Here is a 26,730-nt window from a genome sequence, read left to right as displayed (position 1 = left end):
ATGCAAGATGCGGTGATTGACGCGGTGGTGATCGGGCGCAATGAGGGTGCGCGGCTGATCGGCTGTCTGCAATCGCTGCAAGGCCGGGTGCGGCGGCTGGTCTATGTCGATTCCGGCTCGACCGATGGCTCGGTTGCGGCGGCGCGGGCCTTGGGGGCCGATGTTGTGGCGCTGGATATGCGGCAAAACTTTACCGCCGCGCGGGCGCGTAATGCTGGCTTGGCGGTACTGGACGCGCCGGAGTTTGTGCAATTCGTCGATGGCGACTGCGAGGTGCGGCCGGGCTGGCTGACTGCTGCGTTGGCCGGGTTTGCAGCGCATCCGGCGGCAGTGGTGGTCTGTGGGCGGCGGCGTGAGCGGTTTGTGCAGGCCTCGGTTTACAACCGATTGGCGGATATCGAATGGGATACGCCTGTCGGGCAGGCGCGGGCCTGTGGCGGGGATGCGTTGATGCGATTTGCGGCGGTGCAGGCGGTGGGTGGCTATGATGCGAGCCTGATCGCCGGAGAGGAACCGGAGTTGTGCTTGCGGTTGGCGCGGGCGGGTGGTGAGATTTGGCGGATTGATGCCGAGATGACGTTGCACGACGCCAATTTGCAGCGGTTCGGGCAGTGGTGGCGGCGGATGGTGCGGGCGGGTTATGCGTTTGCGGAAGGGTCGGCTCGCTATGGTGCCGCCCCCGAGCGGCATTGGCTGGCCGAGACCCGGCGGGCGGTGCTGTGGGGGATTGCGCTGCCTGTGGCTGTGGTTGTGGCGGCGGTGATCCATCCGCTCGGCTGGCTGTTGGCGCTGATTTACCCGGCGCAGATGTGGCGGCTGGCGCGGCGCGGCGGCTGGGCTTGGGGGTTTTTCACCGTGATCGGCAAATTCGCTGAAGCGCGGGGGGTGGTGAGCTATTGGGTCAATCGCGTGCGCGGGCGCGGGCGCGGTTTGATCGAATACAAATGATTAGCGCAGCTTCAGCGCGGCGATGATCTGCGCGGGCAGGATCGCAAAGCAGGCGGCGTAGCGCGGGATCATCCGGCGCGGGTCGGACAAAGCGCGCCACAACCACTCCATCGCGAACAGGCGCATCCAGCGCGGCGCGCGGGTTTGAGTGCCGGCAAGGAAATCCAGACCGGCGCCGAAGCTGGCAAAGCCGGTATGTGGCGCATGGGTGCGGCCAACGGCTGCGATCACCTCTTGCTTGCCGGCGGGCAAGGCGATGACGCAAAAGCCGATGTCGGCGGCGTTCAGGCGGGCAAGGATGGCGCGGGCCTCGGGGCCTTGCGGATCAAAACCCATCGGTGGAGCGATTGTCAAGTCGATCTCCAAGCCGGGGATTTTCGCCTGTAGCGCGGCCGATGCGGCAGCAAGTGCGCTGTCTGTCGTGCCGATCAGGGCAACGCGGCACCCTGATTGCACGGCAAGCGCGATCAGCGGAATAACCATATCGGAACCGGGGACCAGTTCGACCGGGCGACGGGCTAGACGTGACAGCCAGACAATCGGATTGCCGTCGGCCACCACGAAATCTTGCGCGGCATAAATCGCGCGAAAGCTGGGCGAGGCGCGCAGTTTCACCAGATGATCAAGGTTGATCGTTGCCAAGGCAAAGCCTTGCCGATCACGAAAGCGCTGCCCTGCTGCTGCGAGCAGAGCGGCACGGTTGCGAATGTTGACCGTGATCGTGGTTGTATCAAACCGAAACTGCACTGGACCTCTCTTGCTTGTCCACGCGCATGGCATGGGACCATGGCCGATATATGGCGGGAAATCGGGGAAATGCGAACAATCTGTTTCGCAGGCGCAGCACCGAAGCCGTTGCATCGTTTTGGCATTATGGCTTACGCACAAAGGATGAGTAACATCAGCAGTCATCGCCAATCGGTTGATCTGGCCCGCTTCCTTGCCTGCTTTGGCATCGTGGCGGCGCATGCCTATGCGCTGGAGGATGACTGGGTCGGCCACCTGTCGCTGGGGCTGTTTCTGGTGCTGACCGGGTTTCTGGCGATGCAATCCTATCAGCGCGCCGGCGGCAGATACAACTTTCGCTCGCGGGCGGTGCGGCTGTTGCTGCCGTGGCTGTTCTGGTCGGCGTTTTTCCGGCTGGTTGATCTGAAGGTTTCGGATTCGCCGGACAAGTGGCAGTTGCTGCAAGACCCGTGGACGCTGTTCGTGGGATCGGCGATTCATCTGTGGTTCTTGCCATTCATCATGCTGGCGATGTTGCTGGTGAAACCGGTTGGGCAGTTTGTCACAACACCCGAGCGGTTGGCGGCGGTGTTGTTGGGGCTTGTGGTGATCTCGGTGCCGATGTTCTGGGCAATGCACCACTACGCGCCGCCAGCACCACTGCCGCAATGGCTGTATTCGCTGCCGGTTTATACTCTGGGCTTGTTGGTGGGCTTGGCGCACCCGATGGGACGTGCGGTTTGGCCGTTGGTTGCGGGTGCCGCGATGGCAACGGGGGCTTACCTTGTGACCGAACAGGCACCCTGGGCCTGGACGGTGTTCGCGGCGGTTGTGCTTTTCGAAAGCTTTTGGCGGGTGCAGATGCAGCACAAGATGTTGCCAAAGCTGGGGCAGGCCGCGTTTGGCATCTATCTGTTACACCCGTTCTTCATGCTGGTGACGTATAAATTCGCGGGGCCCGATGTTGACCGGATGATTGCCACGCTCAGCACGTTCGGGATGAGTTGGGCAGCGGTGGTGATCTTGCGGCGCATCCCGTTCTTTCTGCGTGTGACCTGAGCGGCAGCGCGTGTTGGTCAGCACCATCCTATTGTGCTAAGACGCTGTCATTGCCGATAGAAAGCTGATCCGCGCCGTGGCCTCGCCGAATTTCCTTGCCTATCTGATGCTGTTTGTCTGGCCGATGCTGTGCTGGCAGATGTGGAAACGGCTGGACCCGGCACGGGCACTGATCTGGACAGTGCTGGGCGGATATCTGATCATGCCGCCGCTGACGGTGATCAACTTTCCGATCATCCCTGACCTGGACAAAACCACGATTCCAAACCTGATCGCTTGGTGTGGGGCTTTGTATGTGGTTCGCGACAAGATCAGCTTTCTGCCTGAGGGGCGGATCGGTAAGGTGCTGATCCTGATGTATATTCTATCGCCATTTGCCACGGTCTTGACCAACACCGATCCGCTGTATTTCGTGGCGGGTTCTGTGCAGGGCATGAAGATTTACGATTCGGCCGCAGCAGTGGCAAACCAGTTCATTGCGCTGTTGCCGTTCTTTCTGGCGCGGCGCTATCTGGGCACGCCTGCCGGGATGCGGGCGATGATTGAGGCGCTGGTGCTGGCGGGGTTGTGGTATTCGATCCCGATGTTGATTGAGGCACGGTTCTCGCCGCAGATGAACGTCTGGGTCTATGGGTTTTTTCAGCACGACTTTTTCCAGACCATCCGGCAGGGCGGCTATCGCCCGGTGGTGTTCTTGCCGCATGGTCTGTGGGTGGCGTTTTTTGCGCTGATGTGTCTGCTGGCGGCGATGGTGCGGTTGCGCGATACCACGGCCGAGATCCGCTCCAAGGCCTTGCTGATCGCGCTGTATCTTGGGTTCATGCTCTATGTCTGCAAAAGCGCGGGTGTGGCGGTTTATGCCCTGTGTCTGGCGCCGTTGCTGCTGCTGGCGGGCTGGCGGCTGCAGGCACTGGTGGCGGCGGTGATTGCGGTGGTGGTGATCAGCTATCCGATCCTGCGCGGTCTGCATCTGGTGCCGGTGCAGCAGATCGTCGATTTCGCCAATGGCTTCAGCGCGGACCGCGCAGGCTCGTTGCAGTTCCGCATCGTGAATGAGGAAGCGCTGTTGGCGCGCGCGCAGGAAAAGGCGCTGTTCGGCTGGGGCGGATATGGCCGTGCGTTCCTGCATGATCCGATCACCGGGCAAATGACGACGATTGCCGATGGCGCGTGGATCATCGTGATGGGCACCTATGGCTGGCTTGGCTTTATTGCCGAGTTCGGGCTGACGGGCCTGCCGCTGCTGTTGTTGGGGCGCGAGGCGCTGTCGTGGCACGGGGCGGTGTTTAATCGCTATGCCACGGGTTTGGCGCTGATCCTGGCGGCCAATATGGTCGATCTGCTGCCCAATGCGACGCATATTCCATTCACCTGGCTGATGGCAGGCGGGCTGTTGGGTGAGGCCGAACGGATGCGGCGTGCGCGATTGGCTGACAGTCATGCGGTGCTGCGCAGCGGTTTGCGCGGCGGCACGCAGAAGCGGACGGTCATCTGATGCGGGTGGATATTGGCATCTTTGCCCATAACGAAGCGGGCGGCATTGCGGCCATGGTCTCGCGGCTGTTGGCGCAGGATGTTCTCGCCGATCCGGCGTTTTCGGCGCGGGTGCTGGTGCTGGCCAATGGCTGTTCTGACGATACGGTTGCGCGGGTGGTTGGGGTCGAGGTGGTTGACTTGCCCGAGGGTGGCAAGTCACGCACTTGGAACCGCTTTGTGCATGATCTGGCGCGGCCAGATGCCGATGTGCTGGTGTTTGCCGATGCCGATATTGCGTTTTGCGATACGGGGGCGTTGCGGCGCTTGGTGCAGGCTTTGGGCGCGCGTTGGGTGATCAACAGCCAGCCGGTGAAGGATATCGTGGCGCATCCCGAAGGCCTGTCGGCGATGGACAAAATCATTGCGGCTGCCGGGGGTGGCCTGGATGATTGGCAAACGGCGATTTGTGGCCAGCTTTACGCGATGCCTGCCGCAGTCGCACGGCGGTTTCATATGCCGATTGGCCTACCGGTTGAGGATGGCTTTCTGCGTGCGATGGTGCTGACAGATGCACTGACTGGGCCAGAGGATTTCAGCCGGATTGGCGGGGCTGAAGGGGTTTGGCATATCTATGCCTCGGAACGCTCAATCAGCGCGCTGATCCGGCATCAGGTGCGCATCGTGATTGGCTCGGCAGTGAATTTTGCAGGATTTTGCGCTTTGGCGGCGTTGCCTGCGCCTGCGCGGCACGCGGAACTGGCGCGGGCGGCACAGGATGCGGGCTGGCTGGGGGCTGCGTTGCGCACTGGATTACCGCGTTGGCCGTTTGGCTATGTGCCATGGCATTTCCTGACCAAACGGCTGGCGCGCGCGGCGGCAAACCCGCGCGATCTGCTGCGACCGAAGCGGCTGGTGGTGACGGTTCTGGGCTTTGGCTTTGACTTGATTGTGTTTTGTCGCGCGCAATGGGCGATGTGGCGCGGCACGGGTGTGGGGCACTGGTAGCTGGTTTTCACGAAACTTTGCCATATCCGGGCCGTATTGTTTCGCTAGTGCGGGATTGTTCAAAGCCACTGCACGCGCCATCTCTGCCTCGTGTCAGGGTATGAAAGCCGTGGGTTTTGCGTAAAGTGTTAAGGTCTGCCTTCGGGGTATCCGGCAGGCTGTGAGAAAAGAGAAGACGGATGAGCGAAGATTTCGATCCAATGGGCATCAGCGAGAATGACATCGCGGTGGTGGGCATGGCGGCGCATTTGCCGGGAGCCGCCGATATTGCTGCCTATTGGGCCAATCTTGTGGGCGGCGTGGAATCGATCCGCAGCTTGAGCGAGGCCGAACTGCTGGCGGCAGGAGAATCGCCCGCCCGGATGCGCAAGGCAAACTATGTGCCCGCCGCCGCGGTGCTGGAGGGATTCGAGCAATTTGACGCCGATTTCTTTGGGTTTTCGCCGAAGGAAGCCGCGATCATGGATCCGCAGCATCGGCAGTTTCTGGAAGTGGCTTGGGAGGCATTGGAGAACGCAGGCCATCCGCCCGAGAATTTTCCGGGTGCCATCGGGGTTTATGCGGGCTGCGGCATGGGCAGCTATTTCTATTTCAACCTGTGTTCCAACCGCGATCTGGTCGATCAGACCGGCATGTTCCTGCTGCGCCACACCGGCAATGACAAGGATTTTCTGGCGACGCGGGTCAGCCATATCTTCGATCTGAAAGGCCCCTCGATCAACCTGCAAACCGCCTGCTCCACGTCTTTGGTGGCGGTGCACTATGCCACGCAGGCGCTGCTGAATGGCGAATGCGACATGGCGCTTGCGGGGGGCGTCACCATCGAATTGCCACACGCCCGCGGCTATCTGTTCACCGAGGGCGAGATTCTGTCGCCTGACGGCCATTGCCACGCGTTTGATCACCGCGCCGAGGGCACGGTATTTGGCTCGGGTGCGGGTGCGGTGGTGTTGCGCCGCGCCAAAGATGCGATCCGTGATGGCGACCATATCTGGGCGATCCTGAAGGGATCGGCGGTGAACAATGATGGTGCAGCTAAGGCTGGCTATCTGGCGCCGTCGGTGGATGGGCAGGCCAAGTGCATTGCCGAGGCTCAGGGCATTGCCGGGGTTGCCGCGCAGGATGTGTCTTATGTGGAATGTCACGGCACGGGCACCTATCTGGGCGATCCGATTGAGGTGGCGGCACTGACACAGGCGTTCCGGCAGACCACCGACGCGGTGGCGAGCTGCCGCATCGGCTCGGTCAAGACCAACATCGGGCATCTGGATACGGCGGCGGGGGTGGCTAGCCTGATCAAGGTGGCGCTGTCCTTGCATCATCGGCAGTTGCCGCCCAGCTTGGGCTATGAAGCGCCGAACCCGTCGATTGATTTCGGCTCTAGCCCATTCATGGTGAATGACCGCTTGACGGATTGGGCCAGCGACAAACCGCGCCTTGCGGGGGTGAACAGCCTTGGCGTGGGCGGCACCAATGCGCATGTGGTGTTACAGGAAGCCCCGGCGCGCAAGCCGGGCGAGGAAAGCCTGTGGCCGTTCCAGCCGCTTGTAGTTTCAGCGAAGTCGAAGGGCGCGCTGGATGCCGGTGCTGCGCGTTTGGCGGCGCATCTGCGTAGCGATCAAACGCAGGATCTGGCCGATGTCGCCTTTACCCTGAAAGAGGGACGGCGGGCGTTTGAAAAGCGCCGGGTGTTGGTGGCTGGATCGCATGACGAAGCAGCATTTCTGCTGGAAGGTGGCGATCCACGCCGGGTGTTCAACCATGATTATCTGGGCGAGAACCCCGAGGTCGTGTTCATGTTCCCCGGTGGCGGCGCGCAATATGCCGGTATGGCGCGCGATATCTACGCAACCGAACCCGTGTTTGCCGATTGGATGGACAAGGGCTTGGCGGTTTTGCAGCCGAAGCTGGATTACGACATCCGGGCTTTGTGGCTGCCAGAGCCGGGGACGGAAGCTGCGGCGCATGAGCAGTTGAAGCGACCCTCGGTGCAACTGCCGCTGATCATGATCACCGAATACGCGCTGGCGCAGTTGTATATGTCGTGGGGGGTGACGCCTGCGGTGCTGGTCGGGCATTCGATGGGCGAAAACACCGCGGCCTGTCTGGCGGGGGTGATCGGGTTTGAGGATTGCATCGGCCTTGTCCATCTGCGCGGCAGCTTGTTTGACACGATTGCGCCGGGGGGGATGCTTTCCGTGCCGCTGGCCGAGGCCGATCTGCGGCCCTATCTCACCGGTGATCTTGATCTGGCCTCGGTCAATGCGCCGGGGCTTTGCGTGGTGTCGGGGCCGGATGCGACTTTGCTGGCCTTGGCGGCAGACTTGGCGAAGGCCGATGTCGAGACACAGCGCATCCAGATCGACATTGCCGCGCATAGCCGGATGTTGGAGCCGATCTTGGCCCGGTTTGGCGATTATCTTGCCAGTATCCGCCTGAACCCGCCGCAGATTCCGATCGTCAGCAACCGCTCTGGCAAACGCCTGACCGATGCCGAGGCGACCAGCCCTGCCTATTGGGTGCAACACCTGCGCAATACGGTGAACTTTCAGGCTTGCATGGCCGATCTGATGGCCGAACCGGGGCGGGTTTATCTGGAGATGGGGCCGGGGCGGGCGCTGTCTTCGCTGGCGCAGGCCAATGGCGTGCCTCAGGGCCAGGTGATAGCGGCTTTGCGTCACCCCGAGCAGAAGATGGCAGATGACGCCTGGCATGTGGCTTCCATCGCGCGGCTGTGGGCTTGTGGCGTGCCGGTGGATTGGGAGCCGATCTGGGGTGGCGCTGCGCGCAATCGGGTGGTGCTGCCGACCTATGCGTTTCAGCGCAAACCCTATTTCATCGAACCCGGCAAGGGGGCTGAGGTGGAAGCTGCGGCGCTGCCAGCCCGGATCGACGATATTGGCCAATGGGGCTGGAAACCGCATTGGCGACCGGCGGCGACGGGGTTTGATCTGAGCGCGGATTTGGGCGATGCAAAGCCCGAGAACTGGCTGATTTTTGTCGATGCAGAAGGGCTTGGTGCCGCATGTGCCGCGCAACTGCGTGCGGCGGGCCATCATGTGACGACGGTGCGCGCGGGCGATGCTTTTGGCCGCGATGGCGAGGGTGGCTATCTTCTGGCGCCAGAGCGGGGGCGCGAAGGTTATGATCAACTGCTCCGCGATCTGGTGGCTAAGGGGCAGGTGCCCAGCCGGATCGCGCATTTCTGGCTGGTGACGCGGGGGGCTGATTTCCGCCCCGGCTCCAGCTTTTTCCATCGCAATCTTGAACAGGGTTTCTACAGTCTGCTGTTTCTGGCGCAGGCGATGGCCGAGGAGAGTCTGCCGCGTCCGATCCATCTGACGGTGGCAACAACAGGGGCGGCGCAGGTGAAGGCCGAGCCGCTGGCCGACCCTGAAAAGGCCACCATTCTGGGCCCGGTGCGGGTGATCCCGCGCGAATTGCCGGGGATTTCTGTCTCGACGCTGGATGTGGTGCTGCCGCCGCTGCCGCGACGGGGCAATCCCGCGTTGCAGCCCTTGGCCGAACAGGTTCTGGAAGACCTTCTGGCAGCGCCGTCCGGCGTTGTTGCGGCACTGCGCGGTGAAAAGCGTTTTGAACTTGGGCTGAAGCCCGCCGTCTTGCCGGAACAACGCCTAAGCCTGCAGCAGGGTGCGCATGTGCTGATCACCGGGGGCTTTGGCGGTATCGGGCTGACCATTGCCGAAGACTTGATCCAGCGGCACGGTGCCAAGATCACCCTGATCGCACGGCGCAATCTGCCGGATCGCAGCACTTGGGCGCATTATCTGGCGACCCATGATCCCGCAGGGCCCATCGCGCGGCGGATTTTGGCGTTGCAGCGGCTTGAGGCTTTGGGAGGCGAAGTGTTTGTCGCCACTGCCGATGTCTGCAATATGGAAGACATGCAGGCAGCAGTTGCGGCGGGTGTGCAGCGCTTTGGTGCGGTGCGCGCGGTGATTCATGCCGCCGGTGTGGTGGATGACGGGCCGCTTTTGGTGAAATCCCCGGCGCAGGTCGAGGAAGTTTTCGCGCCGAAACTGCACGGCACTTTGGTGCTGGATCGGTTGTTCCCCGATGGCGCGATTGATCTGCTGGTGGTGTTTGCCTCAACCTCGACCGTCACCGGGCCTGCGGGGCAGATCGACTATGTTGCGGCGAATGAATTTCTGAATGCCTATGCCAAGTCGCGCAGCGCTGGCAAAACCAAGGTGGTGGCGCTGAATTGGGGGATATGGACGGGCGTTGGCATGGCAGCCGAGGCTTTGGCGGATCGCACCGGCGCACCGCCCGCGCCGCGCCTGCCGATCTCTGCACCGATGCTGGATGAGGCTGGGTTTGACGCGCAGGGCAACCGTCTGTTCACCGCGGCTTACGCGGTGGATCGCTGGGCGCTGGACGGGCATCGCACCAAAGCGGGCCAAGCGCTGATCCCCGGCACCGGCACGATTGAAATCGCTGCCGAAGCTTTGCGCGCGCAGGGCGAAACCGGCGCGTTTGAGCTGCGCGATCTGTATTTCTTCCGCCCGCTGGATGTGGCTGATACCGAGACGCGGCTGGTGCGCGCCACCTTGTCGCGCAGTGAAGAAGGCTATGGGTTCGAGTTGCGCTCTGCCGTCACGGTGAAGGGGCGTCTGGGGTGGCAGTTGCATGCGCAGGCACGGGCGATCCCAGCGGCGGCCACCCCGGCGCGCATTGACGTTTTGGCGATTGCCGGGCGCTTGCCTGCCCCGGAAACCGGCATCGGCTTGCGCAGCCCGCAAGAGCAGCATCTGGCCTTTGGGCCGCGCTGGAGGGTGCTGCAATCGCGCACGATTGGCGCAGGTGAGGGTCTGGCGCGGCTGGCGCTGCCCGACGATTTTGCGTCCGAGGTGGCAAGCTGGATATTGCACCCGGCGCTGATGGATCTGGCGACGGGCTGGGCGATGGGGCTGATCGCGGGCTATCAACCCGATCATCTTTGGGTGCCGGTTTCCTACACCCGCATCCGGGTTTTGCGCCCGCTTCCGGCGCAGATCGTGTCTTGGGTGCGCAATGCGGCGGATAACCGCGTGGGGGCCTCGACCGCCTGTTTTGATGTGACGCTGGCCACGCCAGATGGCGAGATTTGTGTGGAAATCGAAGGCTTTAACATCCACCGGCTTGAGGGTGGCCTGACATTCGCCGCCCCCGATCCCCGTGAGTTGGTCTATGATGATGTGGCGGCCAAGCCAGTTTCACCCGCCGAGGAGCGTTTGCTGCATGCCTTCAACTTGGGGATTAAACCCAGCGAGGGGGCCGAGGCATTTGGGCGGGCGGTGGCTTTGGGGGGCAGCCAGATCATCGTCTCCAGCCTGAACCTGCCCGACCTGATCCGTCAGACCGCCGAGGCAGAGGCGGCCAAGACCGAGGGCAAAGCGTTTGAGCGCCCCGATCTGGACACTGCCTATGTCGAGCCGCGCAACGATGTGGAACGCACTCTGGTCGGGTTCTGGCAGGAACTTCTGGGCGTGGCGCAGGTTGGGGTCGAGGACAGTTTCTTCGATCTGGGTGGGCATAGCCTGATCGCGGTGCGCCTGTTCGCGATGGTGAAGAAGACCTATCGGGTGGATTTCCCTATTTCGGTGCTGTTTGAAGCGCCGACGATTGCGCGTTGCGCGGCGTTGATCATCGCGCAGATTGGCGATGTGGGCGGCGATGCCCCTGCAAAGCTGGCGGCTCCGGCGCGGCGGTTCACCCATCTGGTGCCGATGCATCAGGGTGAGGGTGGGGCGAAACAGCCGTTCTTCCTGGTGGCGGGCATGTTCGGCAACGTGCTGAACCTGCGGCATCTTGCGCAGCTTTTGGGTGGGGATCGGCCGTTCTACGGGCTTCAGGCGCGCGGGCTTTACGGCGATGCCGCGCCGCATGAAACCCTGCCCGAAGCGGCGGCGGATTACATCGCCGAACTGCGGCAGGTGCAGCCGAAGGGGCCGTATATGCTGGGCGGATTCTCGGGCGGGGGGCTGACCGCCTGGGAAATGGCGCGGCAGTTGGAAGCCGCGGGCGAGGTGGTGTCAATGGTGGTTCTGCTGGACACACCCTTGCCCATGCGCCCCAGCTTGAGCCGTGCCGATAAAGCCTTAATCAAACTGGCCGAATTGCGCGCCAAAGGCCCCGGCTATCTGGCCGAATGGGCGCGCAAACGCTGGGAATGGGAGATGCAAAAGCGTCAGCCGCAGGCGATGGAACAGACTGATGCGCAATTCCACAATGCCGCGATTGAGGCGGCTTTCCGCGCGGCCTTGCCGCTTTATCAGATGACAAAGCGGCGTGGGGCCACGGTGTTGTTCCGCCCGCCGCTGGATCGGCATTGGGCGGTGACGGCGGGCAACTGGGTGTCGAAGGCGAAGGAATATGTCTTTGATGACAACGACCTGACGCAGTTCGCCCCAAGCTTGGTGACGATAGAAGTGCCCGGCGATCACGACAGTATGGTGCTGGAGCCGAATGTGCGGGTGCTGGCGGCGAAGCTGCGCGCGGTGATTGCCGAGGCCGAGACCACGGCTGCCACCCCGCTTGCCACGGCGGCGGAATAGCCATGGCGGGGTTGCTGACGGTTTTGCTGAACTGGCGCTCTGCCGAGATGACGCTTCGGGCGGCGGAATCGGCGCTTGTGGCGCTGGAGGGGCTAGCCGGGGCGCTGGTGATCGTTGACAACGATTCCGGCGATGAATCGTTTGAAACCATGGCTGCCGAAGTGCGCAAACGCGGCTGGGATCAGGGGCCGCAGGCGGTGCGGGTTTTGCAATCCGGGCACAACGGCGGCTTTGGCGCGGGCAACAACTTTGGCATCCGCGCCGGGATGCCTGATGGCAGCGCACCAGACTTTGTCTATATCCTGAACTCGGATGCTTTCCCCGAACCCGGAGCCATTCGCGCCCTGTTGCAGCATCTGCAGACCCATCCGGCGACGGGCTTTGCGGGCAGCTTTATCTATGGCGACGATGGTGCGCCGCACCGCACCGCCTTCCGCTTTCCCTCGATTGCGTCAGAGTTTGAGGGGCAGATCCGCTTTGGCCCGGTCAGCCGGATGCTGAACTGCTGGATCGTGGCGCAACCAATCCCGCAGGCGACGCGCCGGGTCGATTGGCTGGCGGGCGCAAGCCTGATGATGCGCAGGGCGGTGCTGGATCAGATCGGCCTGTTTGATGAGCGGTTTTTTCTGTATTTCGAAGAGACCGATCTGTGCCGGCGTGCGGCGTTGGCGGGTTGGCCGACGGATTATGTCGTGGAAAGCCGGGTGATGCATATCGGCTCGGTCTCGACCGGCATGCGGCAATGGTCGCGCATTCCGCAGTTTTGGCTGGACAGCCGTTTGCATTATCTGGTGAAAAACCATGGCGTTGCTTATGCGATTGCCGCCACTTTGGCGCTGATCTGTGGCGGCATTCTGTGGCGCGCGCGGCTTCTGATCCAGCGCAAAGACCGGGGCGATCCGCCGTTGTATCTGACCGACCTGACGCTGCACGCGCTGCGCGCGGTGTTGAATTCTGTGCGCGGCAGACCTGCCGCTTTTGCCAAATCGCCCCGCGGCACGCGCGGGTAAGGATGCCAAGATGACCCAGTTTTCCGCTTATCTGATCGGCAATGAAACCCTGACCCGCCAATGCGGTGAGATGCTGTTGGCGCGCGGGCATACCCTGGCTGCCGTGGTGACGCGCAACGCCGATGTGCGGCTGTGGGCGCAGGCCAGGGGGTTGCGGGTGGAGGCCTATGGCCGCGATCTGGCACAGCGCTTGGGGGGCCGTGTTGATTGGCTGCTGTCGGTGGCCAACCTCTCGGTGATCGGGCCAGAGGTTCTGGCGCTGGCGGGCGGAGCGGTGAACTTTCACGATGGCCCGCTGCCGCAATTTGCCGGGTTGAATGCGCCTGTCTGGGCAATCTTGAACGGTGAAAGCCAGCACGCGATTTCGTGGCATCTGATCGCGGGCGGCGTGGACGAAGGCGATGTGCTGGAAAGCCGCAGCTTTGCGATTGCACCGCAGGATACCGCGCTGACCCTGAACACGCGGTGTTTTGAGGCGGCGATGGAAAGCTTTCCCAGCGTTCTGGCGCAGTTGGAGAGCGGCGCATTGCAGCGCAAGCCGCAGGATCTGAGCGAGCGTCATCTCTATCTGCGCGATGATCGCCCGGCGGCGATGGGGCGGATTGATTTTACCCAATCGGCCGAGGCTGTGGTGCGACTGGTGCGCGCCTTGGATCATGGCCGCTACTGGAACCCGCTGACCACGGCAAAGATTGCGACCCGTGCCCGCGTTTTGAATGTCGGGGCTGCCGAGATTGCCGAAGGCGCGGGCGCTGCGGGGCAGGTGTTGCGGGCTGACGAGGCCGGGCTGGTGGTGGCCTGCGGTCAGGGTGCCGTGCGGTTGATGCGGCTGACCTGTCAGGAAAAAGGGCTGGCGGTGTCGCCTGCGACTGTCACCGATGGGATGCTGTCGGGTGATGTTTCGGGCCTGACGGTCTTGGGGCAGGCTCTGGCCGCAGCCGATCCGGCGATGCGCAGGGCTTTGACCGCATTGCAGCCCGCAGTGCTGGGGCATACGGCGCAGGGGGCCGCAGATTGGCAAAGCTTGCCGCTGTCGGCGGATTTGACCGCGCTTGCCTTGGCGGTTGGCCTTGCCTCGGGCGCGACCGAGGTTGATCTGGCGTTGGCTGCACAGGCGACGGCGGGATATGTGTCAGACTGGCGACCTGTGCGGGTGACTTGCGCGGGGTCAGTGACCGAGGCGCGGCGGGCGTTGGATCTGGCGTTGAAACCTGGCTTCGCCTTGGATCTGCTGACGCGCGATGCAGCGCTTGCGGGCATGTCCTGCCCGCAGATCGGTCTTGCGGATGCAGGCCCGATTGCCGGAACCACCGTTACGCTGACGCCGAATGCGCTGCAATTTGACGCTGCGCGCCTGCCTTTGCCTGAGGCCGAGGCCTATGCTGCGCGCATCCGACATCTGGCAGATGCCTTGGCGCAGGCCGATGTCGATGCCCCGCTTGCCAGCATATCCACGCTGACGCCTGCCGAGCGCGATCAGGTGCTGCACGGGTGGAACCAGACCAAGACGCCCTATGATGCCAGCCTTTGCGTGCATCATGCGTTTGAGCGTCAGGTGCAGCGCAGCCCGGATGCCGTGGCGTTGGTCTGCGATGATCAAAGCCTGCCTTATGCCGCGCTGAACGCGCGCGCCAATCGGGTGGCGCATTTGCTGATTGGCATGGGCGTTGGGCCGGGAACGCTGGTGGGTCTTTGCCTGAACCGCAGTCTAGATCTGCTGGTGGGAGCGTTGGCGATTCAGAAAGCGGGCGGCGCCTATGTGCCGATGGACCCGGCCTATCCTGCCGACCGCATCGCGCTTTATATTGAGGATTCCGCCTGCCCGGTGATCGTGACGCATAGCAAGATCGCAGCAGGATTGCCCAGCCATCAGGCGCAGGTGCTGTGTCTGGATACCGATGGGCGGCCCGGTCAGGCGCGCGATGATGATCCTATATCTGGTGTCACCTCGGCTGATTTGGCCTATATGATCTATACCTCTGGCTCGACCGGACGGCCCAAGGGCGTGATGGTAGAGCATCGCAACGTGGCGAACTTCTTCACCGGGATGGACCTGCGCATTGGGCCAGAGGCGGGCGTTTGGCTGGCTGTGACCTCGCTTTCCTTCGACATTTCGGTGCTGGAACTGTTCTGGACACTGGCGCGTGGCTTCAAAGTCGTGCTGACCAGCGATGAAAACCGCAGTCTGGTGTCGGGTGGCACGATTGCTTCGGCGCAGAAGATGGATTTCTCGCTGTATTACTGGGGCAATGACGATGGCGCTGGGCCAAAGAAATACGAACTGCTGCTGGAGGGCGCGAAATTTGCCGACAGCCACGGCTTTTGCGCGGTCTGGACACCCGAACGGCATTTCCACGCCTTTGGCGGCCCCTATCCGAACCCGTCGGTGACAGGCGCTGCGGTGGCAGCAGTGACAAAGAACATCGGTGTGCGGGCGGGGTCTTGCGTGATGCCGCTGCACCATCCGGCGCGGATTGCCGAAGAATGGGCGGTGATCGACAACCTGACCAATGGCCGCGCCGGAGTCGCTGTGGCCTCGGGCTGGCACCCGGATGATTTCGTGCTGCGGCCCGAAAATACGCCGCCCAACAACAAGGCCGCGATGTTTGCCGCCGCCGATCAGGTGCGCCGCTTGTGGCGGGGGGAAAAGGTGGGCTTTCCGACGGCAGACGGCGGCATGTTCGAATTGGTCAGCCAGCCGCGCCCGGTGTCAAAGGAACTGCCGCTGTGGGTGACGACCGCAGGCAACCCAGACACATGGCGCGAAGCAGGGTCGATTGGTGCGAACGTGTTGACGCATCTGCTGGGCCAGTCGATTGACGAGGTTGCAGGCAAGATCACGCTTTATCATCAGGCTTTGCGCGCGGCGGGGCACGATCCGGCCAATCACACCGTGACCTTGATGCTGCACAGCTATATTGCGCGCGACCGAGACCATGCGCGCGAAGTGGCACGCGGCCCGATGAAGGAGTATTTGCGCTCGGCTGCGGCGCTGATCAAGCAATATGCCTGGGCCTTCCCGGCGTTCAAGAAGCCGCAAGGCGTGTCGAACCCGATGCAGATCGACCTGCAATCGCTTAGTGCAGAGGAAACCGAGGCGATCCTCGATTTCGCCTTCCAGCGCTATTTTGAAGACTCGGGTCTGTTCGGCACGGTTGAGGATGCCTTGGCGCGGGTTGAGCAGTTGAAGCGGATCGGCGTCGGTGAGGTTGCTTGCCTGATCGACTATGGCATCGCGCCGGAGAAGGTGATGGAGGGGCTGTATCCGCTGGCTGAGGTGGTGGCGCGCGCCAATGCAGGCGGTGGAGTTGCAGCGGATGATTTCTCGATCGCCGCGCAAATCCTGCGCCATGGCGTGACGCATCTGCAATGCACGCCGTCGATGGCGCGAATGATCACGATGAACGCGGAATCGCGCGTAGCGCTGGCGGGCGTGAGAACCATGTTGCTGGGCGGAGAGGCTTTGCCGGGTGCGCTGGTGGCTGATTTGCGGCAGGCGACACGGGCGCGGATTTTGAACATGTATGGCCCGACCGAAACGACGATCTGGTCTTCGGTCGAGGAAGTCGGCGCTGTGGATGGCGTCTGCAACATCGGCACGCCTTTGGCGAACCAGCAGATTTACGTGCTAGATGAGGCGATGAACCCGGTAGCGCCGGGTGTGGCGGGCGAGTTGTGGATTGGCGGCGACGGCGTGACGCGCGGCTATTGGCAGCGCCCCGATCTGACCGCCGAGCGATTTGTGACGGATGGTTTTGTCACGCCGGATCGGGCCTGCGCCTGGGGTGCCCGGATGTATCGGACCGGCGATTTGGTGCGTTGGCGGGCGGACGGCAAGGTTGATTTCTTGGGCCGCACCGATCATCAGGTCAAGTTGCGCGGCTATCGGATTGAATTGGGCGAGATTGAATCGGTGCTTGAGGCGCAGCCGGGGGTGCGGCAAGCCGTGGTGATGGCGCGCGAAGATACGCCCGGTGATCTGCGGCTGGTGGCCTATCTGATTGGCACCGCGACCGAGCCCGCGCTGCGCGCCAGTCTGGCGGGCGTTTTGCCCGAGCATATGATGCCCGCGCATTTTGTCACGCTCGATACCTTCCCGCTGACACCCAACCGCAAGGTTGATCGCAAAGCCCTTCCCGCGCCAAGCAGCAAGCCACTGGAGGCGCAGAACTTTGTTGCGCCAGTTTCAGATATCGAGGCGCAGATCGCGGCGATCTGGGGGCGAGTTCTGGGCGTGGCAAAAGTGGGCGCGAAGGACAATTTCTTTGCCCTCGGCGGCCATTCCTTGCTGGCGGTGCAGGTGCATCGCGAAATTCGCGACAGTCTGGGTGTCAGCAAACTGTCGATCACCGACATCTTCCGCTTTCCGGTTCTGTCCGCCCTTGCGGCGCATCTGGATGACCGCCCGAAAGCGGCCCCCATGGCTGCCACCTCGGATCGCGCCGATGCCCGCGCCGATGCGATGGCGCGGCGGCGGGCGATGCGGGGGCAGGCCGGTGCCTGACATCGCAGCGCGGTTGCGTTTGATCCTGCCGCCGGGTGTCGGTCTCGCATCTGCCGACGCGCCGCAACCTTTGTGGCCGGGTGAAGATTTACCCGGTGCAACGCCGGCGCGGCTGGCCGAGTTTGCAACCGGCCGCACCGCCGCCCGCCAAGCCTTGCAGGCCTTGGGTTGCGATCCTGCCGCGATTGCTGTGGGATCAGATCGCGCACCGCAATGGCCTGATACGGTCAGCGGCAGCATAAGCCATTGTGCCGGGGCATGTCTCGCGGTGGCGGGTTTCAGGCACGATTACCTTGGGCTTGGGCTGGACGTAGAGCCATCAGCCGCCTTGCCCGCAGACATCTGGCAAACCGTGCTGCGGCCAGAGGAGCGGCATGAACTCAATGCTTTGCCGCAACCAAAGCAAGGTCTGCAAGCGCTGCGCATTTTCGTGGCGAAAGAAGCGGCCTATAAGGCGCAGTATCCGATTTCTCAGAAGGTTTTCGATTTTCAGACGCTGGGCATAATCTGGAACGGTCAGGGCTTTATTGCTGCGTTTCAGCAAGCGATCCCGCCATTTGAAAAACATTTTCAAGTTGTCGGACGCATGGCGGAAAACCCGGATCACTTTGCTGCAATATGCTGGCTGCCTACTGTGTGAACATGCCAAAGGTTGCCAGCGGCACGCGTTGCAGCATCGAGCGGTAGACCACCGAATAAATCCCTTCGCCGCTGCTGTCGTCCGGATCGTAAATCCGCAGCGTTGTCGTGCTGCCGTCCGGGCTATGCGAGCCGCGCGCGCCGACGATTACCACATAATGCCCGGACGATCCGGTGCCGCGCTGAAACGCGCTGGGATTATGCAGCAGTTCCAGCATGATCGGCCCATTGCGCAACAGAGCGATCAATGCGGCGACGGGCCAGCTTTGCGGCGGTTGATAGCGCAGGCGGTGCAATTGCGCGAAGGCCTGATGCACTTCCAGCCGTTGCCCGCGCTCGCTTTCATTGATCAGCGAACCGTCAGCCGTCAGAAGGCGCTGTGGTGTCGTCATGCGGATCGACTGGATAGACAGCCGGGTCAGCATGGCGGTGGCTGCGGCCCAACACGTTGTGGGGGTGGGCTGGCTGAGATACGGGACATTGTGCAGGATGATCGGCGACGCTTCCGTTCCATAAAGGGCATCCAAGGTGCAGGGACCGGCGATACCGTCCATCTCGAGCCAGTTGGAGCGTTGAAATGCAAGCACAGCGCGTTCGGTTTGCGGGGTAAACAGGCCATTGACGATCAGATTGGGCGAGGGGTTCAGGCGGTTGTTCAAGGCCAACTGCAAATCCCGGACCGATTGTCCGGAAGAACCCGCGCGCACAATGACATTTCGCATGAAACGTCTCCGATACAATAAAATCTGTTCAAAATGGTCGATCCGGTGAGTCTCGGATCTGCTTTCAACAAGCGTAGGGGAAACATTGAAAGCGCTCAAGCACTCGTTTGATGCTCTGAGCCATTGATCCAGAAGTGGTTTTTCTGCCCGGACCGATCAGGCTGCAACAGCCGGACGCTTGATGGCGGATGCGGCCTCCAGCACCAGCGGGCGCAATCCGGCACCGCCTGCATCCAGAACCTCAAACAGATGGCGGCGCATCCGGGGTTCCCAGAAGTCATTGATATGCGAGGCAAGCAGGGTCAAGCCCTCGGCATGGGGTTTGGATTCCATGAATTTGGCGATCTGGTTCGCCATGTAGATCAGCTTTGCGTGCGGGCCTGCGTGGGTGTCATTAAGCGACATGGGCGGTCTCCTGCGAAATGCGGTCGGTGTGGGTATAGGCCTCAAACCTGTCGGGGCGGGCGAGGGCAATCAGGGTGATGCCGGCCTGATCGGCGAGGGCGACGGCATGGGCGGTGGGGGCGGATACGGCGATCAGCATCGGCGCACCAAGGGCTGCCACCTTCTGCACCATGTCGATGGAAACCCGGCTGGTCAGCACAACAGCACCCGTGGGATGCGGCGTGCGGATCAGATGGCCGCACAGTTTGTCCAGCGCGTTGTGACGGCCAACATCCTCGCGCGCGGCGAGCAGTTTGCCGCTGAAAAAGCCTGCAGCATGGACAGCGCGGGTAATATCGTGCAGCGGCTGGGCGGCGGGCAAGCTGGCGACGGCGGCCATGATTTCAGACGGCGTCATGCGGAAGCTGCTGCGTGGCACTGGCTGCATCACCCGCGTGGCTTCCTCAAGGCTGTCGATGCCGCAAAGCCCGCAGCCCACCGGGCCAGCCATGCTGCGGCGGCGTTTGGTCTGCCGTGCCTCGGCCTCGGCGGCCAGCCAGATTTGCACATCAAGACCCAGAGGAGTTTCGACAACCTCGACGCTTTCGATTTCAGACGGTGTTGCAATGCCCTCAGTCAGCGAAAATCCGTAAGCGAAATCAATCAGATCGGCAGGCGAAGCCATCATCACCGCCTGCGTTGATCCGTTGAACGACAAGGCCACCGCAACCTCCTCGGGCAGTTCTCGGCTGGCCGAAGCAGCGCCAGACCCGAAGGTCAGGCGCGGCAAGGGGCGGTGGGTTTGCATCACTCTGCCGCAGCGATGCGGCGCGACATCGCGGCTTGAGCGTTGTATTCCTCTTGCCATTCCGACGGGCCATTGCTGGGCGAGACTTGCACAGCCGTGACCTTGTATTCGGGGCAGTTGGTGGCCCAGTCCGAGAAATCGGTGGTGATGACGTTGGCTTGGGTATCCGGGTGGTGGAAGGTGGTATAAACCACGCCCGGATTGACCTTGTCGGTGATCGTCGCGCGCAAAGTGGTGTCGCCCGAGCGGCTGGCCAAGCGTACGAAGTCGCCCTCTTTCACGCCACGCACTTCGGCGTCGTGCGGGTGGATCTCCAGCAGATCTTCCGAGTGCCAAGCCACGTTGCCCGTCCGCCGTGTTTGCGCGCCGACGTTGTATTGCGACAGGATGCGCCCGGTGGTCAAAAGCAGCGGGAAGCGTGGGCCGGTTTTCTCATCCGTCGCCACGTATTCGGTGTTGATGAACTTGCCCTTGCCGCGCACGAACCCATCGACATGCATCAAAGGCGTGCCTTCCGGGGCCTTTTCGTTGCACGGCCACTGGATCGAGCCCATGGTTTCGATCTTCTCATAGCTGACGCCCGCAAACGACGGCGTGGTCATGGCGATCTCATCCATGATTTGCGTCGGGTGCGTATAAGACCACTTCGCACCCATCGCATTGGCCAGCATCTGGGTGATTTCCCAATCGGCATAACCATTGCGCGGCGCCATCACCTTGCGCACCATATTGATGCGGCGCTCGGCATTGGTGAAGGTGCCGTCCTTTTCAAGGAAGGTCGAACCGGGCAGGAACACATGCGCGTAGTTCGCGGTTTCGTTCAGGAACAGGTCATGCACGATCACGCAATCCATCGCAGCCAGACCGGCGGCGACGTGTTTGGTGTCGGGGTCGGATTGCAGGATGTCTTCCCCCTGACAATACAGACCCTTGAACGTGCCCTCAACCGCCGCGTCCAGCATGTTCGGGATGCGCAGGCCGGGTTCTTCGTCAATCTTGACGCCCCAAGCCTTCTCGAAAATATCGCGCACGCCTTCGCCTTTGACATGGCGATAGCCGGGCAGTTCATGCGGGAATGAGCCCATATCGCAAGAGCCTTGCACGTTGTTCTGCCCGCGCAATGGGTTTACCCCCACGCCGGGACGGCCGACATTGCCGGTCATCATCGCCAAGTTGGCGATGCCGATCACGGTGGTCGAGCCTTGGCTATGTTCGGTCACGCCCAGCCCATAGTAGATCGAGCCATTGCCGCCCTTGGCATAAAGCCGGGCCGCCGCGCGCACCTCTGCCGCCGGAACCCCAGTCAGAAGCGCCACGGATTCTGGCGAGTTTTGCGGCTGGCTGACGAATTCGGCGTAATCCTGGAACTCATCCCAATCGCAGCGGTCTTGGATGAATTGCGCGTCGAACAGGCCTTCGGTCACAATCACATGCGCCAAAGCGGTGACGATGGCGACGTTGGTGCCGGGGGTCAGCGCAAGGTGATGTTCAGCCTTGATATGCGGGCTTTCCACCATCTCAGTGCGGCGCGGGTCGATCACGATCAGCTTGGCGCCTTTACGCAGCCGCTTTTTCAAACGGCTGGCAAAGACCGGGTGGCCGGAAACGGGGTTCGCCCCGATCACGATGACCACATCGGTTTCTTCAACCGAGTCAAAGTCTTGCGTGCCCGCGCTGGTGCCAAGGGTTTGGCCCAGACCATAGCCGGTGGGCGAATGGCAGACCCGCGCGCAGGTATCGGTATTGTTGTTCATGAACACGGCGCGGGTCAGCTTTTGCACCAGATAAGCTTCTTCATTGGTGCAGCGCGATGAGGTGATCACCCCAACCGAATGGCGGCCGTGCTGCTCAATAATGCCCTTCATCCGCTTGGCAGTGAAATCCATCGCCTCATCCCAGGACACTTCCTGCCACGGATCGTTGATGCTGTCGCGGATCATCGGGTTCAGGATGCGGTCCTTGTGGCTGGCATAGCCATAGGCGAAGCGGCCCTTGACGCAGGAATGGCCACGATTGGCCTTGCCGTGTTTGTAGGGCACCATACGCACCAGCTCATCACCGCGCATTTCGGCTTTGAAGCTGCAACCGACACCGCAATAGGCGCAGGTGGTGATCACCGAGCGCTCGGGCGTGCCGATCTCGATGATCGACTTTTCCTGCAAGGTCGCGGTCGGACAGGCCTGCACGCAAGCGCCGCAAGACACGCAATCCGACGACAAGGCGGTGTCGGTTTTCGCCCCGAATGAGACGCGGGAGTCGAAACCCCGGCCCTCGATGGTCAGCGCGAAACTGCCCTGCACCTCCTCGCAAGCGCGCACGCAGCGCGAGCAGACGATGCATTTTTGCGGATCATAGCTGAAATAGGGGTTGGAATCGTCGCGCGGGATGTAATGCGGATTGGCGATGCCCGAAGTGTCTTTGGCTTTGAAATGGGTTGCCATTTCCGTGCCTTGCGGCGCCTCATAGCGCACATCGCGCAGGCCGACCGCGCCGGCCATATCCTGCAACTCGCAATCGCCATTGGCAGAGCAGGTCAGACAATCCAGCGGGTGATCCGAGATATAAAGCTCCATCACCCCGCGGCGAAGCTGCTTCAGCCTGGCATTCTGGGTATGCACCTTGATGCCGGGGGCAACCGGGGTGGTGCAGGATGCCGGGGTGCCATTGCGGCCCTCGATCTCGACCAGACACAACCGGCACGACCCGAAAGCGTCAATGCTGTCGGTGGCGCAGAGCTTCGGCACCGAAATGCCGATTTCTGCCGCCGCGCGCATGATGCTGGTGCCTTCCGGCACGGTGATGTCGAAACCGTCGATGGTCAATGTGACCATTTGTTTGCTTTTCGCGGCAGGGGTGCCGAAATCGCGATCCGGGATGATGAAGTCTTTCATTCGGCGGCCTCTTTCATCGGGGCAAAATCATCGGGGAAATGGGTCAGGGCGGACATCACCGGGTAGGGCGTAAAGCCGCCCAAAGCGCAGAGCGAGCCGGATTTCATCGTGTTGCACAGATCGGTCAGCAGTGGGATCGCAGTGCTGTCGCCTTTGGCGATACGGTCAACGGTTTCAACGCCGCGCACAGCACCAATCCGGCAGGGCGTGCATTTACCACAGGATTCAATCGCGCAGAACTCCATCGCGAAACGGGCCTGCTTCAGCATATCGGCGCTGTCGTCGAACACCGTCAGGCCAGCGTGGCCGATCAAGCCATCCTTGCCCGCGAATTCTTCATAGCCGAATGGCGTGTCGAACAAGGCGCGGGGGAAATAGGCCCCCAGCGGCCCGCCGACCTGCACCGCCTTGACCGGGCGGCCTGAGGCGCTACCGCCCGCAATTTTATCAACAATTTCGCCCAAGGTCAGGCCAAAGGCGATCTCAAACAGCCCGCCATGTTTGACATTGCCCGCGATTTGCAACGGGATGGTGCCGCGCGATCGGCCAAGGCCGAAGTTCTTGTAAAACTCGGCACCTTTCTCAAAAATCACCGGCACAGAGGCCAGCGAAATCACGTTGTTCACCACCGTCGGGCGGGCCATGAAGCCTTGCAGCGCAGGCAGCGGCGGCTTGGCGCGCACCACGCCGCGCTTGCCCTCCAGCGAGTTCAGCAGACTGGTTTCCTCGCCGCAGACATAGGCACCAGCGCCAACGCGGATTTCCATGTCGAAGGCATGGGCCGAGCCGAGAACGCTGTTGCCCAGCACCCCGGCATCCCGCGCGATTTTAACCGCCTTCTGCATCACCTCAATCGCGACAGGGTATTCCGAACGGATATACACAAATCCCTTGGTCGCCCCAGTCGCGAGCCCCGCAATCACCATGCCTTCGATCAGCGTGAAGGGGTCGCCTTCCATCAGCATCCGGTCGGCGAAGGTGGCGCTGTCGCCTTCATCGGCGTTGCAGACGATGTATTTGCGATCCGCCACCGCGTCGGAAACCGTCTTCCATTTGATGCCTGTCGGGAAGCCCGCACCACCGCGACCGCGCAGGCCAGAGTTAGTGACTTCGGCCACAATCGCCGCCTTATCCAGCCCAAGCGCCATGGTCAGGCCCGCCAGACCGCCGTGCGCCTTGTAATCATCCAGCGACAGCGGGTCGATCACGCCGACACGCGCGAAGGTCAGCCGGGTTTGCGCTTTCATCCAAGGCAGTTCATCGGTCAGGCCCAAAGCCTTCGGATGCGCCGCCAGATCATCGAACAGCGCAGGCACATCGGCCAGCGTCAGCGGGCCAAACGCCATCCGGCCTGCATCGGTGACAACCTCGGCCATCGGTTCCAGCCAGACCATCCCACGTGAGCCGTTGCGGATCAGCGTCAGGTTGATTCCGCGCGCCTTGGCTTGGAACAGCAGCGATTCCGCGATTTCATCAGCACCAAGGGCGACGGCGGCGCTATCCAGCGGCAGGTAAATCTTCATTTCAACCCCCCGATGATCACATCAATCCGGGCTTCATCGACCCGGCCCACCAGCTTGCCATTGATCATCGCAGCGGGGCCGCAGGCACACAGACCAAGACAGAAGATCGGCTCCAAAGTCACGCGACCGTCCTTGGTGGTTTCGTGCCATTCGATGCCCAAAGCCTTTTGCGCATGGGCCGCCACGCGATCTGCCCCCATCGACTGACAGCTTTCGGCACGGCAGAGTTTCAGCACATGATCGCCTGCCGGATGCTCGCGGAAGTCATGGTAAAACGTCATCACGCCATGCACTTCGGCCTTCGACAGGTTCAGGTTTTGCGCAATGACCGGCAAAGCCGCCTGCGGCACATAGCCAAATTCCGCTTGAATGGCGTGCAGGATCGGCAGCAAAGACCCCTCCATCCCCTTGTGATGGTTGAGAATTTCTTCAACCCGAGCAATGACATCGACGGAATCAAGCATATGGCGGCCCTTTGGTAGCTTGCCTCCGTGATACGCCGATTGATAGCAAAATCAATATTGATATACCGTCATTCGATAGGCTGGGGCTATCAACGCAAACGCAGAGCCAGTTTTGCCGCCTCGTCCATCAGCGCTTGCAACACCGGGGTTTGCGGATCGCGTTTGGCGGTGATCAGGCCCACCAGATGCTCGGCCTCCGGCTCGACAATCGGGATAGCTCGCAGACCTTGCCCCGTGAACATCTCGGCCAGCCTCATCGGCACAACGCTGGCCCATAGCCCGGATCGCACATGCGCCACCAAAGCGATGCTGGAGTTCGACTCGACCGTTGGTGCAATGCGCACGCCTACCTCGGCCAGATGCTGATTGACGATGCGGCGGTTCTGCATGTCGGCGGTCAGCAGGCACAGAGGTTCATGCACCAGATCACTCCACGTCACTTGCGCGCGATCCGCCATCGGCGAGGTGGGCGCGCAGAGATAGCGGTAAAACTCGGTATAAAGCGGCGTCTGCGTCACCCGACCCAGCGGCTCATTGTCCAGATAGGTGATGCCGGCATCCAGCTCAAGGCTTTCGATCCCGGCAAGGATTTCGGCCGAGGTGCGCGACAGTAACGTCACGCGCATGTTCGGATGCCGCGCGGTGAAAGGCGCGGTCAGGTCGGCCACCATCGGCAAAGCGGTCGGGATCACCCCAATGCGCAGATTGCCCGATAGCCCGGAATGAACCGTACGCATTTCATCCTTCAGCGCGCGCATATCGCCGACGATCCGCCGCGCCCAATCCAGCACGCGCTGGCCTTCCGGCGTCAGACCCTGAAATCGGCTGCCGCGAAACACCAACTGCACACCCAACTGATCTTCCAAATGCCGGATCGCTGAAGACAGGCTGGGCTGTGTTACCCGGCACACCTCTGCCGCGCGACCAAAGTGGCGCTCGTTTGCGAGTGCAATGAACATTTCCAGCTTGTCGATCATTGCGGCAGGGTGGCGGGGATTGGCCTTGTTCGCAAGGGGCCAAGGCCTTAGCTTTGCGGCATGATGAAATTTATCCCCTTTGTAAAGAAATCCCCCGTTGTTCCGGTGATCCGGCTGGCAGGCACGATTGGCACCGGGCGCAATGCGCTGAGTGATGCGGGGCTTGCCGCGATCATCGACAAGGCGTTTCGGATGAAACCCGCCGCTGTCGCGCTGGTGGTGAATTCTCCGGGTGGCTCGCCGGTGCAATCAAGCCTTATCGCAGCCCGCGTGCGACGCTTGGCCGATGAAAAATCGGTGCCGGTTCACGCCTTTGTCGAAGATGTGGCGGCATCGGGGGGCTATTGGCTGGCCTGCGCGGCAGATCACATCTGGGTCGATCCTTCGTCGATTGTCGGCTCTATCGGGGTGATCTTTGCCAGCTTTGGCTTTCCCGAATTGATGGCGAAACAGGGGGTAGAACGGCGCGTGGTGGCGGCGGGCAAGCAGAAAAGCTTCGCCGACCCGTTCCTGCCGCAAAAGCCCGAAGACATCGAACGCCTGAAAGCCCTGCAAGCCCCGATCCACGCGGCCTTCATCGCCCATGTCAAAGCTCGCCGCGGCGCGCGTCTGGCCGAGGCGGATCTGTTCAATGCCGATATCTGGGTGGGCCAAGCCTCGGTTGATCTGGGGCTGACCGATGGCGTGGCGCATCTGGTTCCCAAAATGAAATCGCTTTACGGTGATAAGGTAAAGCTGGTGCCGCTGGGTCAAAGGCGTGGATTGCTCAGCCGCTTTGGCCTGAATGTGGCCGAGGATGCGCTGGCCTCTGTCGAAGAACGCGCGCTTTGGGCGCGCTACGGGTTGTAACATGATCAAAGCCGTCTTGGTTTTTCTGCTGGTGATGTTGGCCATCGGCATGGTTGGCAACGCGCTGTTTCCCGGCTCTTTGGGACGATCGGTAAAAAAACGTCTTGGATTGGCCGGACCGGCTACCTGCAAGCGCTGCGGGCGCTATGTGATCGGCTCCAAGGGGTGCGATTGCAAAAAGGGCTGAA

At 62.0% G+C, this 26,730-nt stretch carries 18 protein-coding genes; 10 read left to right on the top strand and 8 right to left on the bottom strand.

All coding sequences use genetic code 11. The features are described from left to right. Window positions 1-948 carry a glycosyltransferase gene (locus tag ACFOGH_RS11950; RefSeq protein ID WP_380073295.1) on the top strand — a complete coding sequence of 316 codons (948 nt, stop codon included), beginning with the start codon at window positions 1-3 and terminating at the stop codon, window positions 946-948. On the opposite strand, the gene ACFOGH_RS11945 is transcribed toward ACFOGH_RS11950, so the two are convergent. Next, the gene (locus tag ACFOGH_RS11945) at window positions 949-1,695 is read right to left on the bottom strand and encodes a WecB/TagA/CpsF family glycosyltransferase (protein WP_380073294.1); all 747 of its coding nucleotides are present in this window, start codon (window positions 1,693-1,695) and stop codon (window positions 949-951) included. A 144-nt stretch (window positions 1,696-1,839) separates the two neighbouring features. Between ACFOGH_RS11945 and ACFOGH_RS11940 the strand changes: the two genes are divergently transcribed. From ACFOGH_RS11940 to ACFOGH_RS11910, 7 genes are all read left to right on the top strand, one after another. Then, the gene (locus ACFOGH_RS11940; protein ID WP_380073293.1) at window positions 1,840-2,733 is read left to right on the top strand and encodes an acyltransferase; all 894 of its coding nucleotides are present in this window, start codon (window positions 1,840-1,842) and stop codon (window positions 2,731-2,733) included. Between the two features lie 76 nt (window positions 2,734-2,809). Further along, window positions 2,810-4,228, top strand: a complete 1,419-nt coding sequence (locus ACFOGH_RS11935; protein WP_380073292.1) for a hypothetical protein — start codon at window positions 2,810-2,812, stop codon at window positions 4,226-4,228. Then, window positions 4,228-5,214 (top strand): glycosyltransferase, encoded by a 987-nt coding sequence (locus tag ACFOGH_RS11930; RefSeq protein ID WP_380073291.1) that lies wholly within the window; start codon window positions 4,228-4,230, stop codon window positions 5,212-5,214. The genes ACFOGH_RS11935 and ACFOGH_RS11930 overlap by 1 nt, the downstream gene beginning before the upstream one ends. A 179-nt stretch (window positions 5,215-5,393) precedes the next feature. After that, window positions 5,394-11,771, top strand: a complete 6,378-nt coding sequence (locus ACFOGH_RS11925) for a type I polyketide synthase (RefSeq protein ID WP_380073290.1) — start codon at window positions 5,394-5,396, stop codon at window positions 11,769-11,771. A gap of 2 nt (window positions 11,772-11,773) precedes the next feature. Then, entirely contained in the window at window positions 11,774-12,781 is a 1,008-nt protein-coding gene (locus ACFOGH_RS11920; protein WP_380073289.1) for a glycosyltransferase, read from the top strand. Between the two features lie 10 nt (window positions 12,782-12,791). Further along, window positions 12,792-17,285, top strand: coding sequence for a MupA/Atu3671 family FMN-dependent luciferase-like monooxygenase (locus tag ACFOGH_RS11915; protein ID WP_380073288.1), 4,494 nt, complete (start codon window positions 12,792-12,794; stop codon window positions 17,283-17,285). Continuing rightward, window positions 17,179-17,925: a 4'-phosphopantetheinyl transferase family protein gene (locus ACFOGH_RS11910; RefSeq protein WP_380073287.1), complete on the top strand. Its 747-nt coding sequence runs from the start codon at window positions 17,179-17,181 to the stop codon at window positions 17,923-17,925. The genes ACFOGH_RS11915 and ACFOGH_RS11910 overlap by 107 nt, the downstream gene beginning before the upstream one ends. Here the strand turns inward: ACFOGH_RS11910 and ACFOGH_RS11905 are convergent. The 7 genes from ACFOGH_RS11905 to ACFOGH_RS11875 form a co-directional block, all read right to left on the bottom strand. Next, a complete protein-coding gene (locus ACFOGH_RS11905; protein WP_380073286.1) occupies window positions 17,915-18,646 on the bottom strand; it encodes a peptidoglycan-binding protein in 732 nt (243 codons plus the stop codon). The two genes, ACFOGH_RS11910 and ACFOGH_RS11905, sit on opposite strands and share 11 nt — an antisense overlap. 156 nt (window positions 18,647-18,802) lie before the next feature. Then, the gene (locus ACFOGH_RS11900) at window positions 18,803-19,051 is read right to left on the bottom strand and encodes a formate dehydrogenase subunit delta (RefSeq protein ID WP_380073285.1); all 249 of its coding nucleotides are present in this window, start codon (window positions 19,049-19,051) and stop codon (window positions 18,803-18,805) included. Next, on the bottom strand, window positions 19,041-19,841 hold the full coding sequence (gene fdhD, locus ACFOGH_RS11895; protein WP_380073284.1) for a formate dehydrogenase accessory sulfurtransferase FdhD: 801 nt from the start codon (window positions 19,839-19,841) through the stop codon (window positions 19,041-19,043). The genes ACFOGH_RS11900 and fdhD overlap by 11 nt, the downstream gene beginning before the upstream one ends. Then, on the bottom strand, window positions 19,838-22,729 hold the full coding sequence (gene fdhF, locus ACFOGH_RS11890; RefSeq protein WP_380073283.1) for a formate dehydrogenase subunit alpha: 2,892 nt from the start codon (window positions 22,727-22,729) through the stop codon (window positions 19,838-19,840). Before fdhF ends, fdhD begins: the two co-directional genes overlap by 4 nt. Continuing rightward, window positions 22,726-24,252: a formate dehydrogenase beta subunit gene (locus tag ACFOGH_RS11885; protein ID WP_380073281.1), complete on the bottom strand. Its 1,527-nt coding sequence runs from the start codon at window positions 24,250-24,252 to the stop codon at window positions 22,726-22,728. Before ACFOGH_RS11885 ends, fdhF begins: the two co-directional genes overlap by 4 nt. Beyond that, window positions 24,249-24,716, bottom strand: coding sequence for a formate dehydrogenase subunit gamma (locus ACFOGH_RS11880; protein WP_380073280.1), 468 nt, complete (start codon window positions 24,714-24,716; stop codon window positions 24,249-24,251). The genes ACFOGH_RS11885 and ACFOGH_RS11880 overlap by 4 nt, the downstream gene beginning before the upstream one ends. An 89-nt stretch (window positions 24,717-24,805) precedes the next feature. Further along, window positions 24,806-25,693: a LysR family transcriptional regulator gene (locus tag ACFOGH_RS11875; RefSeq protein ID WP_380073279.1), complete on the bottom strand. Its 888-nt coding sequence runs from the start codon at window positions 25,691-25,693 to the stop codon at window positions 24,806-24,808. Window positions 25,694-25,753: 60 nt separating this feature from the next. Here ACFOGH_RS11875 and ACFOGH_RS11870 point away from each other — a divergent pair, with 60 nt between their 5' ends. Both ACFOGH_RS11870 and ACFOGH_RS11865 read left to right on the top strand, forming a co-directional pair. Continuing rightward, the gene (locus ACFOGH_RS11870) at window positions 25,754-26,542 is read left to right on the top strand and encodes a S49 family peptidase (RefSeq protein ID WP_380073278.1); all 789 of its coding nucleotides are present in this window, start codon (window positions 25,754-25,756) and stop codon (window positions 26,540-26,542) included. Between the two features lies 1 nt (window position 26,543). Further along, complete coding sequence (locus ACFOGH_RS11865; RefSeq protein WP_380073277.1) at window positions 26,544-26,729, top strand: hypothetical protein; 186 nt, start codon at window positions 26,544-26,546, stop codon at window positions 26,727-26,729. Window position 26,730: the final 1 nt, after the last annotated feature.

It is taken from the genome of Cypionkella sinensis (assembly GCF_042646385.1).
Lineage (GTDB): Bacteria > Pseudomonadota > Alphaproteobacteria > Rhodobacterales > Rhodobacteraceae > Cypionkella > Cypionkella sinensis.
The sequence above is the reverse complement of the archived record's forward strand: the minus strand, read 5'-3'. Positions and strand labels throughout refer to the sequence as shown.

Coding starts and splice junctions, on each gene's coding strand:
- ACFOGH_RS11925 (WP_380073290.1), top strand. CDS start 5,394: ATGAGCGAAGATTTCGATCCAATGGGCATCAGCGAGAATGACATCGCG.
- ACFOGH_RS11870 (WP_380073278.1), top strand. CDS start 25,754: ATGATGAAATTTATCCCCTTTGTAAAGAAATCCCCCGTTGTTCCGGTG.
- ACFOGH_RS11910 (WP_380073287.1), top strand. CDS start 17,179: ATGACCGCCCGAAAGCGGCCCCCATGGCTGCCACCTCGGATCGCGCCG.
- ACFOGH_RS11930 (WP_380073291.1), top strand. CDS start 4,228: ATGCGGGTGGATATTGGCATCTTTGCCCATAACGAAGCGGGCGGCATT.
- ACFOGH_RS11950 (WP_380073295.1), top strand. CDS start 1: ATGCAAGATGCGGTGATTGACGCGGTGGTGATCGGGCGCAATGAGGGT.
- fdhF (WP_380073283.1), bottom strand. CDS start 22,729: ATGAAAGACTTCATCATCCCGGATCGCGATTTCGGCACCCCTGCCGCG.
- ACFOGH_RS11905 (WP_380073286.1), bottom strand. CDS start 18,646: ATGCGAAATGTCATTGTGCGCGCGGGTTCTTCCGGACAATCGGTCCGG.
- ACFOGH_RS11920 (WP_380073289.1), top strand. CDS start 11,774: ATGGCGGGGTTGCTGACGGTTTTGCTGAACTGGCGCTCTGCCGAGATG.
- ACFOGH_RS11885 (WP_380073281.1), bottom strand. CDS start 24,252: ATGAAGATTTACCTGCCGCTGGATAGCGCCGCCGTCGCCCTTGGTGCT.
- ACFOGH_RS11940 (WP_380073293.1), top strand. CDS start 1,840: ATGAGTAACATCAGCAGTCATCGCCAATCGGTTGATCTGGCCCGCTTC.
- ACFOGH_RS11915 (WP_380073288.1), top strand. CDS start 12,792: ATGACCCAGTTTTCCGCTTATCTGATCGGCAATGAAACCCTGACCCGC.
- ACFOGH_RS11900 (WP_380073285.1), bottom strand. CDS start 19,051: ATGTCGCTTAATGACACCCACGCAGGCCCGCACGCAAAGCTGATCTAC.
- ACFOGH_RS11865 (WP_380073277.1), top strand. CDS start 26,544: ATGATCAAAGCCGTCTTGGTTTTTCTGCTGGTGATGTTGGCCATCGGC.
- ACFOGH_RS11880 (WP_380073280.1), bottom strand. CDS start 24,716: ATGCTTGATTCCGTCGATGTCATTGCTCGGGTTGAAGAAATTCTCAAC.
- ACFOGH_RS11875 (WP_380073279.1), bottom strand. CDS start 25,693: ATGATCGACAAGCTGGAAATGTTCATTGCACTCGCAAACGAGCGCCAC.